This window comes from Streptomyces sp. NPDC005435, assembly GCF_040703155.1.
Lineage (GTDB): Bacteria > Actinomycetota > Actinomycetes > Streptomycetales > Streptomycetaceae > Streptomyces.
In genome coordinates, this window is record NZ_JBEXEQ010000011.1 from 96,587 (window position 1) to 109,411 (window position 12,825).

The 12,825-nt window shown below is 73.5% G+C and carries 8 protein-coding genes; all 8 read left to right on the forward strand.

Annotated elements, in window-relative coordinates; translation table 11 throughout:
* The first annotated feature begins 106 nt into the window (after positions 1 to 106).
* The 8 genes from AB0898_RS15935 (at position 107) to AB0898_RS15970 (ending at position 12,808) form a co-directional block, all read left to right on the forward strand.
* Positions 107 to 592: a hypothetical protein gene (locus tag AB0898_RS15935; RefSeq protein WP_366803517.1), complete on the forward strand. Its 486-nt coding sequence runs from the start codon at positions 107 to 109 to the stop codon at positions 590 to 592.
* A complete protein-coding gene (locus AB0898_RS15940; protein WP_366803518.1) occupies positions 589 to 2,757 on the forward strand; it encodes a tetratricopeptide repeat protein in 2,169 nt (722 codons plus the stop codon). Before AB0898_RS15935 ends, AB0898_RS15940 begins: the two co-directional genes overlap by 4 nt.
* 80 nt (positions 2,758 to 2,837) lie before the next feature.
* Positions 2,838 to 3,572, forward strand: coding sequence for a hypothetical protein (locus AB0898_RS15945; RefSeq protein ID WP_366803519.1), 735 nt, complete (start codon positions 2,838 to 2,840; stop codon positions 3,570 to 3,572).
* A gap of 238 nt (positions 3,573 to 3,810) precedes the next feature.
* Positions 3,811 to 4,737, forward strand: a complete 927-nt coding sequence (locus AB0898_RS15950; RefSeq protein WP_366803520.1) for a protein phosphatase 2C domain-containing protein — start codon at positions 3,811 to 3,813, stop codon at positions 4,735 to 4,737.
* 1 nt (position 4,738) lies between these two features.
* On the forward strand, positions 4,739 to 5,830 hold the full coding sequence (locus AB0898_RS15955) for a hypothetical protein (protein ID WP_366803521.1): 1,092 nt from the start codon (positions 4,739 to 4,741) through the stop codon (positions 5,828 to 5,830).
* A 38-nt stretch (positions 5,831 to 5,868) separates the two neighbouring features.
* A complete protein-coding gene (locus AB0898_RS15960) occupies positions 5,869 to 8,343 on the forward strand; it encodes an ATP-binding cassette domain-containing protein (protein WP_366803522.1) in 2,475 nt (824 codons plus the stop codon).
* Positions 8,344 to 8,408: 65 nt separating this feature from the next.
* Positions 8,409 to 9,473, forward strand: a complete 1,065-nt coding sequence (locus AB0898_RS15965) for a toll/interleukin-1 receptor domain-containing protein (protein WP_366803523.1) — start codon at positions 8,409 to 8,411, stop codon at positions 9,471 to 9,473.
* Positions 9,470 to 12,808: a tetratricopeptide repeat protein gene (locus AB0898_RS15970; RefSeq protein WP_366803524.1), complete on the forward strand. Its 3,339-nt coding sequence runs from the start codon at positions 9,470 to 9,472 to the stop codon at positions 12,806 to 12,808. Before AB0898_RS15965 ends, AB0898_RS15970 begins: the two co-directional genes overlap by 4 nt.
* Positions 12,809 to 12,825 lie beyond the last annotated feature (17 nt).

Genomic DNA, 12,825 nt, shown 5'->3' on the forward strand with positions numbered 1-12,825 from the left:
GCCTCCGGGTGAAGTAAGTGGTGGTGGACGGCCGTTACGGCGCCGACGCCTCTGCTCACCGCGCACGGGAGGCGCGTTCCCGAGGATGTCGACAACAGGGGGGCACATGGATCCGGTGTCTGTGGCACTGCTGGTCTCGCTGGCCGGCGGGGCCGGAGGGGAACTCGGCAAGCAGGCCTGGGCAGGGCTCTCGGCGCTGGTGCGGCGGCCCTTCCGCCGAGGCGGCGCGGACGGGGACGGTGACGCGGGCGCCCCCGATCCCGCGCTCCCGACCGGCGAGGCGGAACTGGCCCGGCTGGACCGCAACCCCGACGATCAGAACGCCGCGCACGCCCTGAGCACGGCGCTGGCGGTACGGTCCGCCCTGGACACGGAGTTCCGGGCCGCGCTCACCACCTGGCAGGAGCAGGCCAACCAGGTGCGCGTGGAAGGCGATTCGATCCACAACTCCATCAGCGGGGGCGTCCAGCACGCACCGGTGCTGCAGGGCCGGGACTTCTCGGGCCTCACCGTCAACCACACCCCGACGCCGCCGCCTCCGGCGCAGGACGGCGGCCGTTCCGGGGACGGCCGGCCGTCGGGGTGGGCGTGACCGGAGAATCCGTCGCCCGCGTCGGCAACGCCATCAGCGGCGGCACCTTCATGGGTACGGTCGTCCAGGCGGCCAACGTCACCATGACCCTGTCACCGGCCCCCGTGCGGCCGTTGGGCGTCCCGCACGCGCCGTCCTCCGTGTTCGTCGGCCGGGACGAGGAGACGCGCACACTCCTGGACGTCCTCGCCCCGGACGACGGAAGCGTCCCGCGCCGGCGAGTTGCCCTGGTGACCGGTCCGGCGGGTGTCGGAAAGAGCGAACTGCTGCTGCAGAACGCCCACTTCGCCCACCGGCGCGGCTGGTTCCCCGGCGGTGTCCTCGCCATCGACCTGCAGGGGTACGCGGCCGACCTGCCCCCGCTGACGCCAGGCGAAGCGCTGGGCCGGCTGCTGTACCGGCTGGGGCTGCCGCTCGACGCCGTCCCCGAGCACGCCGAGGACCGCGCCGCCGCCTTCCGGGAGTACCTCAGGGACCGCTCGGTGCTCGTCCTCCTCGACAACGCCCACGACAGCGCACAGGTCCGCCCGCTGCTGCCCCCCGAGGGCTGCGCGGCCCTGGTGTCCAGCCGCCACCGGCTGCCCGCGCTGGACGACGTGCACCGTCTCGGCCTGGCCGCCCTGCCACCGGAGCGCTCCTGCGAGCTGATCCTCGCCGCGGCGGCCCTGCGCGAGGAGGGCGCCGGGGAGCACGTACGCCGGATCGCCGCCCAGTGCGGCGGACTGCCCCTCGCGCTGCGGGTCGCGGCCGCCCGGGTACGCGGGGAGACAGCCGAAGAACTGGCCGACTTCGCGGGCCGGCTGGACGACGAAAGGAACGGACTGATGGAGCTGGACGACGGAGAGCGTGCCGTCACCGCGTCCTTCCACGCCTCGTACGACCGCCTCGACGACGGCCCGCGTCTGCTGTTCGCGCTGTGGGGATTGCACCCCGGCACCCGCCTCGACGTGCACGGCGTCGCGGCCCTGGCGGACCTGCCGCAGCCGGACGTGCGCCGTGCGCTGCGGGCGCTGCGCGACGCGCACCTCGTGGACGCGGACGGCGCCGGCCGGTACACGATGCACGACCTGCTCCACGCCTACGCCCGGACCCGGGCGCACGACGACCTGACCGAGGCGAGGGTCCAGGCCGCCCTTGACCGGCTGATCGACTACTACCTGTACACCGCCGACCGTGCCGACGCGGCCGTGGCGCCCGGGCGTTACCGTCTCCCCCACACGGTGGCCCGGCCGCCCCGGAGCACACCCGACGTCGCCGCACGAGAGGCCGCGCTCGCCTGGTTCGCCGACGAACTGCCCCATCTGACCGCCCTGTTGAAAGTGGCCGCCGGCAGTCCGGATCCCTCCCGGTGCTGGTTCCTGGCCGACGCGATGCGCGGTTTCTTCTTCCACGCGAAGGCGTGGGACACCTGGCTGGAGACCCTCCAGGTGGCGATGGAGGCGGCGGTCGTCGCCGGTGAGCCCCGGGTGCAGGGCATCCTGCACAACAGCATGGGCGTCGCGCTCATCGAACTGGGGCGACCGCGGGAAGCGGCCCGGCACTACGACGAGGCGCGCGCCCGGTTCGAGTCGGCGGGCGACGCCCACGGAGTGGCCGCCTCGGTGGAGAACCGCGCCTGGGTGCACCAGTACGCCGGGGACCACGAGGCCGCCCTCGCGGACCACCGCAGGGCCCTCGGTCTCTACCGGTCCCTCGACGCCCCGCGCAACGTCGCGATCGTCCAACGGGGCATGGCACTCGCCGAGATGGAGCTCGGACGGTACGAGGAGGCGGCCGCCCGTCTGGCCGAGGCGCTGGAGACGTTCCTGGCGCTGGGACTCGAACTCGACGCCGCGATGGCCCTGAACGGGCTGGGCGAGGTGCATGCGAAGGCCGGGGACACGGCGTCGGCGCGCCGGTACTTCCTGCGGGCGCTGCGCCGGAGCCGGGCCTGCGGCAGCTCCTTCGAGGAGGCCCGGGCGCGCGACGGGCTCGGCACCGTCCTCGCGGCCACCGACCCCCGGCGCGCGGCCCACCACTGGCGGTACGCGCTGGCGCGGTACCGGGCTCTGCGCTCCCCTCACACCGACCGCGTCCTCGCACAATTGTCCGCACTGGGGGCTACGTCCGGCAACCTGCCCGATCCTCCCGCCATGGGTATACAAACGAGGGAAGTTGGGCAATAGGAAAGTTGTCGGCTTGTGGGGAGCAAGCCGCGACATTGCCGCTCCCGTGACCTGTGGGGGGCGTCGGACGGGGGGAAGACGTGCCGTTGCAGGAGTCGCTCGATCTGGGCGCGAGTTACGAGGCCTGGCCGTTCTACGTGGTGTGCGACGTCTCGCAGTCCATGTGGCACCAGCGCTGGCATCCGAACGAGTCGCTGAGCCCGCACTACGTCATGAACACGTCCTTCGCGGGGATGCTGGAGGCCATCGACAAGGACATCTCGGCGCGGCACATCGCGCATCTGTCCGTGATCGCCTTCCACGACTCGGCCGAGGTCGTCACGCCCCTGTGCGAGGTCGCGGACGGTGCACCGGCCGCCCCCATCTACACGCTGCCCAAGGGCAACCAGACCAACTACGCCGGTGTCTTCAAGAAGCTGGCGACCGTCATCCGGGAGGACACCCGGCGCCTGACCGAGCAGAGACGGCATGTGAAGGGGCCCGCGGTCTTCTTCATCACCGACGGCCAGCCGGAGGTCGGCGGCAGCAGACAGGCCGACGAGGTCTGGCTGCCCGAGCGCGACAAGCTCGTGGACCCCGGGTTCGCGTACCGGCCCCGGATCATCGCGCTGGGCCTGGGCACCGTGGACGAGCGCACTCTGCGCCGGGTCGCGACCACCGATCCGCCGGGCGCCGCCTGTATCGCCGATCCGGGTACGACGCCCGCCGATCTGCTGCGCTCGATCATCGACATCATCGTCTTCTCCGTCACCCACTCCTCGGCCAGCGGCTCCTTCGTCTTCGAGACCCCCCGGGGGATGCGCCGTGTCGCCTGAGCCGTCCAGGGAGACACAGCCCCGTCACGGGCGTACCGCTCCGTCGTTCGTGCAAAGGCTCGCGCGGGCGCTTCGGGAAGCGCTCCGCGGCGGGAGCACGGCGGCGGACCAGAGGCCCCGGGACCTCGTCCGTCAGGACACGGGGAACCCCTCGCACTCCGGGGAAGCGGCGACGCACGGCGACGAGAGCCCGGAACGGGCCGGGCGGTGGAGCGAGAGCCCCCGCGAGCAGCCCCGCATGACGGCCCCCGCCCCCTACACCGGCCCGGCGCTGCCGGCGGCCTCCTACGAGGGGCACCGGGTGGAGCTTCCGCTGCGGACCGGCTCGGGCAGCGCGGGAGTGGTCGCCGACCGGGGCAACTGGGGTCCGTTCACGGTCTACGCGGCCTCGCAGGCGGGCGCCGACCACGAGGTACGCGGCCGGTACCGGGAGGACGCCTACGCCTTCTCCGGCTGCTCCACCACGTCGTCCGTGGTCGTGATCGCCGTGGCGGACGGGGTCTCCAGCTCCTGGGCCGCGCACGCGGCGGCCGGGGTCGGCGCCTCCCAGATCGTGCGGACGCTCAGCGAGGACGTCGGGCGCAACGGCCCGCCCGTCCCGGATAACTGGGACAAACGGGCCCGGCGGGCGGTGCATCGCGTGGGGCGGCTCCTTGAACCGCCCGCGCTCAAACGCCAGGCGGCGGCCGCCGGCTACCAACTGCCCGCCGACACCTCCCCGCAGGGACCGCGACCGCCCGCCGCCACGCTGGCCTTCGCCGTCTGCCACCGCTCCGAGCTGGGCTTCGAGGTGTACTACGGCGGGGTCGGGGACGCCCGGATCGACGTACTGAACCTGACCCGCCTGTCCTGGCGCCCGCTCTACCCCCCGGAGAGCTCCGCCCCGGCACACGACAACCGCACGAAGGCGATGCCCCGCGACGCGGACAGCGTGCGCACGGGCTGCGCGGTCCTCGCGGACGACGACGTGACCGCCCTGGCGAGCGACGGCTTCGGCAAGGGGCTCGACGCGCAGCCGGAGATTCTGGGCAAGGTGATCGCCTCCGTCGTCGAGCAGCCGCCGAAGGCGTCCGACTTCCTCCGCACGGTCGACTGGAAGATGCGCGGCAACAACGACGACCGCACCGTAGCCGTCGTGTGGTCGCGTCCGCCGCGCGAGGCCTGACATGGGCCCGTACTCGGAAGTGGAGCTGGGACGGCTGCGCGTGGAGCGGTCGGGCTCCCTGAGCGGCGGGGGCACCACCCATGGGGTGTTCCGGTGCCGGGCACCGGACGGCGAGGCGCTGCTGTTCAAGGAGTACCGGCCCGGCACCCGCGGGGAGGTGGACCCTTCGGTCCTGCGGGCACATGTGCGCTGGCGGCAGCAGCTGTCGCCCGCCGACAGGCGTCGGCTGGACGCCCTGGCGGCCTGGCCCACGGCCGTGGTCCGCGAGGGACGCACGGTGGCCGGGGTCCTGATGAACGAGGCTCCGCGCGAGTTCTTCGAGGACAAAGAGCCCGGAGCGGTCCGCGACCTGACCGCGCTCGCCCGCGACCCCGACTACAGCGCCCGCTACCACGCGCCCCATTTCCCGGCGCCGCGCAAGCTGGCCGCCCTGGGCCATCTCCTGCAGAGCCTGGCGTTCCTGCACGGGCTGGACGTGGTGGTCGGCGACCTGCAGCCCCGCAACGTGCTCACCACGGGCACCACCGGTGTCCCGCGGGTGTACTTCCTGGACTGCGACGCCTACCTCGTCGAGGGCAAGAACCCCTTCCGCGTCGTACGGGAACCGGAGCCGTGGCGGGTGCCGGGGGCGAAGACGTTCACCGAGCGGACCGACCTGTACAAGGCCGCGCTGCTGGTGGCCCGTTGCCTCGCCGAGAACCTGGCGCTGCACGATCTGCGCCCGCGCATGTTCGCGGACGTGCTCCCGTCGGTGGACGTGGACGTCCTCCGCGCGCTCACCGCGCCCGACCGGCCGGGCCGTCCGGCGATGCGCGCCGCCGAGCTGCGGCCGATGGCCCAGGCGTGGCAGGCACTGGTGCGGGAGGACGGCGCCATGTACGTGCGCAACGACACCTACGCCATGGCGCGGTGGCCGGTGCCGACCGGCCCCGGTACGGCCCGCCCGAGCCGGGGCACGCCGCCGCACCACACCCGCACGGGGGAACCGGCCCGCTCCACCGTACGGCGGCCCGACACCGCCGCGACCCCCCGGAAGGGATGGCTGCGACGGTTCCTCGACTTCTTCCGCGGCTCCCCCGCGAACCGCCGCTGACCGTCCCCGCCCTCCTTGCCGAGCCGTGAGGAATCGCCATGACCTTCCTGTCCGATGGCAGCGCGCCGCCGGCATTGCTGGTACGGATCGACGGGATGGAGCGCAGCCTGTCCGCCGCCCGGCAGCCCTGGCGGTTCGGCAGCACGCCGGCCAGCACGCTGCCGGTGCCGCCGGGCGCGCCGGAGCTCTGGTTCACCCTGATGTTCGCGGCCGTGTGGGCGCTGCGCCTGCACGACGAGCGGACCGAGGTCTGGCTGGACGGCACGCCGATGACGGGGCGGCTGACGGTGCCGCTGCCCCGCGCCGGATCGGCACCCTGCCGCATCGTGCTGCGCCGCGAGGGCGTCGGCGTCGACATCGTCCTCGGGGACGGCGCTGTCGGCCCAGCAGACCGGCGGCGTACGGCGGACACCACGCCGCGCCCCCGCCCGGCCCCGAGCGCCGCACCGGTACCCGCACCCCCGCCCGTACCCACGCCCGCACCCGCACCCACGCCTCCCCGCGCCGACGGCCCCCGGACCCGGTGGCACCCGCGTGACGATCACGAAATGACGATCGGGCGGTCGGGAACGGGCGCCGACATCGAGCTCCCCGGCCCCAACGTGGCCCGGCGGCACGCCGTCGTCCGCCGCACGGCCCGGGGGAACGTCGTACTGCGCGACACCAGCGGCCACCTCGGCACGTACGTCAACGGGCGCAGGATGCTCGTGACGACCCTCGCTCCGGGGGCCGGTTTCACCATCGGCTCGCACATCCTGGAAGTCGGCCCCGAGGGCGAGCTGTCGACCCGTGCGCTCACCCCGCCCGACGCCCTGACCTGCCACGGTCTGAACGCGCGGTATCGCGGCGCCGACCGGCCGACACTGGCCGGCGTGGACTTCTCGCTGCCCGTCGGACAGGTGATGGCGGTCATCGGTCCTTCCGGCGCGGGCAAGTCCACGCTGTGCCGGGCCCTGCTCGGGGAGATGGCCGGGGCCGACGGGGAGGTACGGCTCGCGGGCAGGCCGCTGGTGGCGAACGGAAGCCGGCCGAGCCATCTGGTGAGCTTCGTCCCCCAGACGTCCGGCCTCCACGCCGACCTCACCGCCCGCGAGACCCTTCTCATGGCCGCCCGGCTGCGTCTGGCCCGCGACCTGAGCCCGGCCGGCCGCGCCGAGCATGTCGACCGTGTGCTGCGGGATCTGCGTCTCGCGCAGGACGGCGTCGCGGACAAACCCGTGGCCGGTCTGTCGGGCGGTCAGCTCAGGCGGGTCTCCATCGGCCTTGAGCTCCTGAGCGATCCGGCCCTGCTGATCCTGGACGAGCCGACCTCCGGCCTCGACGAGGGCCTCGACCGGGACATCATGACGCTGCTGCGCAGGTTCGCCTCGTCGCGCGGCTGCGCCGTCGTCGTGGTCACCCACTCCATGGCCAACCTGGAGCTGGCGGACACGGTCCTGGCCGTCACCGGCGACCGGGACGGCGGCAGGGTGGGGTACTTCGGGCCGCCGGACGGACTGTGCGCGGCCTTCGGCGCCGCCCATCACGCCGAGGTGATGGACCGGCTGAGGCAGGGACAGGTGACATCGCACCGCGCTCCGGCGACCGCCCGTCCCGCACGGGCGTCGGGTCCCCGCACGGACCCGGCCGGCTCGGACGGACCGCGCGCCCACCCGGCCAGGAACACCCGCCACGCGAAGGTCGGCCGGACGACGGCACTTCTGACCCTGCGTGAGATGAAACGGCTGCGAGCACGGCCGTACCGGCTGCTGCAGCCCCTGGTCCTCTACCCCTGCCTGACCGTCCTGCTGGCCGGCTGGGCCGCCTCCCCCGGACTCGGCGGCACCCCCGAGACCAACCACAGCGTGCCGACGGCCCTGTCGGTGATCACGATCTGCACGGCGTTCTTCGCGATGGCGCTGTCGTTCTCGTCGGTGGTCGGCGACCGCGATCTCATCGAACGGGAGATCCGGTGGGGGGTGCCCGCACGGGCGGCGGTGGTCTCGAAAGCGCTGGTCGCCGCCGCCCTCACGGTCCTCCAGGCCGGGCTGACCCTCGTGGGGTACGCGTGGTGGAAGAATCCGCCGGGCACGCCGGCACTGGACAGCCCCCTGTGGCCGCACGCCTGGAGCGGCCCGGCCCTCACCCTGCCCGTGCTGGCACTTGCCTCGACGGGCCTCGGGCTGCTGATCTCGGCCACCTCACGGCAGCTGGAACGGGTGACGTTCACGCTCATGGGCATCGTGGCCGTACTCGTGGTGCTCACCGGCCTGCTCATCCCCCTCGGGGACACCTCCGCGCCGGGCACCGCCCTGATGTCCGCCGTCTCCTTCGCCACCCCCACGCGCTGGGGTGTCGCCGCGCTCGGTGCGGACGTCGGCCTCAACCGGTTCCAGAACCGGCCGCCGGACGCGATGTGGACCCACGACGCGTCCCACGTGCTCGTCTCCTGCGCCGCCCTCGGCCTCCTGGCCCTGGCCTTCGTCGCGTTCGCCTCGTTCGTCCTCACCCGGCAGACACGGCGGCGGCTCTGAGGGCGCCCGGAGTCCCGCGTACGGAACACGGCCCCGCCACGGATCCCGGACCGTAAGCTCGCCTCATGAGCGATGGCGACTCTGTCTACGATCTTGCCGTGTCGTTCGCCGGCGAGCAGCGTGACTACGTCGAACAAGTGGTACGGGCCTGCCAGGAGCGCGGTCTGCGCGTCGCCTACGACGCCGATCTCACGGTCGACCTGTGGGGCCGCAACCTCGTCCAGGAGTTCCGCAAGGTGTACGGCGGGGCTCGCTACGTCGCGCCCTTCATCTCGCGCGACTACCTGGCCAAGCCCTACCCGATGGACGAGTTCAGGTCCATGCTGCTGCCCGCCATGGACCGGCCCGACGACTACATGCTCCCGGTGCTGATGGGAGACGTCAGCGTGCCCCCGGAACTCCTGAACCCGGCGGTGGCGGTGCTCCGGAGCGAGGACTACACCGCGGGGGAACTGGCGGACGCGTTCGCGCAGCGGATCAAGGGGGTGCGTCTTCGGCAGCGGGGTGAGACCCCGGGGGACGGGATGCCGAAGCTGCGGATGCCGAACGTGCGGATGCCCGCCACAATCCCCGGGAATTACAGCGCGAACCGTGAACTCCGCTCCGCCTTCCGCTACTTGGCCGAACAGTTCGAGGCGGCGGCGGTGCGGATGAACGAGTCCGGCCTCGTGTGCACGGCCGACTGTTCCGACTCGGTGCTGAGCGTGCGGGTCGAACAGCGCGGGAGAAGGCTGTACACGATCAGCATCTCGGTCGGCCGTGCGGGACGCGGCGAAGAGGTGCTGTACTTCGCGCTCTCGCCGCGTGGGCGGCCGGTCAGGGGAAACCGCGACAACGGCATGGCCTCGCAGGTGTTCGACCTCGAAGCGGGAGTACCGAAACTGAGAATGACGGACGCCTCCGTCTTCGGTGCGTCCGAGGGCCTCATGCTGTACACGAAGCAGGAACTGTTCCAGGCGCTGTGGGACCGTCTGGTGGACGAGGTGGAGCGGCGCGCCGACCACGGCGACGTCCGGCACCCCGCGTTCCCGCCACCGCCCTCGACCGGTTCGGTGCGGCAGTCCGGCGGTGGCACGTTCATCGCCAACACCGGGTCGGTCGGCGGTGACATCGTAGTGCGGGAACCGTGAGCCCGGAGCCCCCCGCCGGCGTCCTCGGCCCCACCGGTGACGTCCATCAGTCCCATGCGCGACTGGCGGTCGCCGTCACGGGGTCGGTGGCGGGTGACGTCAACGTCAACTTCCTTGCCGACGAGGCCTTCTGGCTGGAACCGTTCCCGCTCGACGACCCCGGCCCACCGGACGTACGGCGGTCGGGACCGAGCAGTCTGCTCTCCACCGCCGCCCGGGCCGTGCCTTTCGTCGGCCGGCAGGATGAACTGGCCCGTTTGCGAAGCTGGTTGGAGCAGGAGGACGACTTCTCGGTCCTGCTGCTCCACGGACCGGGCGGCCAGGGCAAGACACGGCTCGCGGCACAGTGCGCGGCGCGGGCGGCGGCCGAGGAGTGGGCGGTCGCGCAGGCGCACCACCACACCGATCCCGGCCGGGCGGTGGGAGAACTCGAGGACCGGACGGTCCGCGGTGCGCGCGGTCTGCTGGTGGTGGCCGACTACGCCGAGAGGTGGCCGCGCGTCCACCTGGAGCGCCTGTTCCGCTCACCGGCTCTCCGGCAGGGCGTACCCGTCAGACTGCTCCTGCTGGCGCGGCCGGCGGGCTACTGGTGGCAGTCCCTGCGGAACCCCCTGAGCAAGCTCCGTGCCACCACCGAGGCGCTGGCGCTCGGCCCGCTGGCGCACACGGTCGACGACAGACGTCTCATGTTCACCGTCGCGCGCAACAGGTTCGGCGCCCTGCTCGACGCGGGTGTGGTGACCGCGTTGGAACCCGCGGGCTCCCTCACCGACGACCGCTACGCGCTGGCCCTCACCCTGCACATGGCGGCCCTGGTCGCCGTGGACGCCCACCGCCGGGGCGTGCGCGCCCCCGAGGATCCGGCGGAACTGTCCGCGTATCTGCTCGCCAGGGAGACCGACCACTGGGCGACCATGCGGGCCAACGGGCGCGTGGATCTCCCGGAGCGCACCATGGCCCGGATGGCCGGGCTCGCCACGCTGACCCGGCCGCTGCCCAACGCGGCGGCCGCGACGGTGGTGACCACGGTGGGTCTGGCGGCGGACGGCACCGCCGCACAGCACCTGCTGGACGACCACGCCGTGTGTTACCCGCCTTCCGAGCCCGGGACCATGCTGGAGCCGCTGCACCCGGACCGGCTGGGTGAGGACCACGTGGCGGCTCTGCTGTCGGGCGAGGACGGCTGGGCCTGGGATCTGCCGGGCAGGCTTCTGGGCACCGGCCCGGACGGCACCCGCCCGCCGTACACCGGCGCGGTCCTCGGCGTACTCGTGGAGACGGCGCAGCGCTGGGAGCGGCTGCGCCGCGACCATCTGTACCCGCTGCTGCTCGCCCACCCGGAACTCGTCGAGCACGCCGTCGGCGCCAGTCTGGTGACCCTCGCCGAGTACGCCGACCCGGACGTGCTGGCGGCGCTCGAAGCCCACTTGCCGCAGGACGCCAACGTCGAACTGGACACCAGTATCGCCGTACTCACCCGGCGGCTGACCGAATACGGGCTGGCCGCGACGGACGACGCGGCGGCCCGGGCGACACTCCACCACAGGCTGGCCGTCCGTTCCCTGCACGCGGGCCTGTACGCGGAGGCGGTGACGGCCGCGCGGGAGGCCGTCCGGCTGCGGGACCGGCTCGCGGCCGAGGACCACCGGCACGCTGCGGACCTCGCGGCGGCACTGACCAATCTGGCCATCGCCCTGTCCGAGTCCGACGACGCCTCGGGCGCGGCCGAAGCGGCGCGGAGGTCGGTGGCCCTCCGCCGACGGCTGGCCGAGGAGAACTCTGTCGTCCACGAGCCGGATCTGGCCCTGTCGCTGGCGAACCTGAGCGTCTTTCTGACCGGCGTGGCACCGGACGAGGCGGCCGGGGCCGCGCGGGAGGCCGTGTCCCTCTACCAGCGGCTGGCCACGGCCGAACCGCAGACCTACCGGCCCGACCTCGGCAGGGCGTGGGCCGGCCTCGGCCGCGCGCTCAACACGACGGGCGACCTCCGCGGCGGGGTCGCCGCGGCGCGCGAGGCCGTGGCCGTCTTCCGGCCGCTGGCAGCGGACAGTCCGGCGGTCCATGAACCCTCCCTGGCACGGTCGTTGACGAACCTGCGGATCAACCTCTCCGGCCTGGACGAGCGGGAGGAGACGTTCGCGCTGGCCGTCGAGGCGGCGGCCCTCTACCGGAGACTGGCCGCCGCCAACCCGGCGGTCTTCTCAAGGGAGTCGGTGGAAGCGCTGTCCGCTCTCGCGGTCCATCTGGTCGACCACGGACGCACCGACGAGGCGCTGGCCACCGCTCAGGAAGCGGTCGACCGGTGCCGCGACCTCGTCGCCGCGGAAGGGGCCGTGTACGAACCCCTGTTGGCGAACGGCCTGTCCCGACTGGCCGCCGCCCTCCGGGAAGGGAGGCATCTCCGGCAGGCGCTGGCCGCGGACACGGAAGCGGTGGCCGTCCACCGGCGGCTGGCGCCGGGCGGCAGCCGCCGGCTGGCCGCCTGTCTGGAGGGCCTGGCGGAGAGCCTGCTGGCGGCGGCGAGGCCCCGCCGGGCCGTCTCCGCACTCCATGAGGCCGTCGCCCTGCACCGGCGCTTCGGCGCGGACGATGTCGCGGTGGCGGGCTCACTCGTAAGCCTCTACAGCGCGTTGTCGGCACTGGACCACGGCGAGGAGGCCCGCCAGGCCCTGAGGGAAGCGGTCACCGCCTTCCGGGCGGCCGCGCGGCGAGAACCGCTCTACCGGATCGACCTCGCGGAGGCCCTCGGCGCGCTCGCGGACGGTCTGCTCGCCGCGGACGACCCCGGCGGGGCGGCGGCCGCGGCCGGGGAAGCGGCGGCGATCTGGCGGAGTGAGCTCGACGGCGAACCGGACGCCTGGCTGCCGTTCGCCGGCTGCCTCGGCGTCCGGGCGGATGCCCTGGTGGCGCTCGGCCGCCCGGCCGAGGCACTGGGCTGCGCGGAGGAGCGGGTGGCGGTCTGCCGCCGGGCGGATCCCCTCGGCGAGGACCTCTGTGCCGCCCTGAACCAGGAGGTGGCTCTCCGAGCGGATCTGGGCCGGCCCGAACAGGCCCTGCCCCCGAGCGCGGAGGCCGTGGCCGGATGGCGCGCGCTCGCCGACACCGACCCGGCGGCCCACGATCTCTCCCTGGCGACCGCTCTGACGACGCACGCGGAACTGCTCCGCGAGACCGGCGACCCCGGCGAGGCGCTCAGGGCCGCGGAGGAGGCGGAGGCCCTGTGGAGCACGCTCGCCGAAGAGTGGCCGGACATCGACGAGTTCACCGCGGAACTGGCCGGGACGCGGGAGACGCTGAAGCTGATCCGCGCGGACTTGTCACCGGGCGGCGGATGAGGGACCGCCTGCCGCGC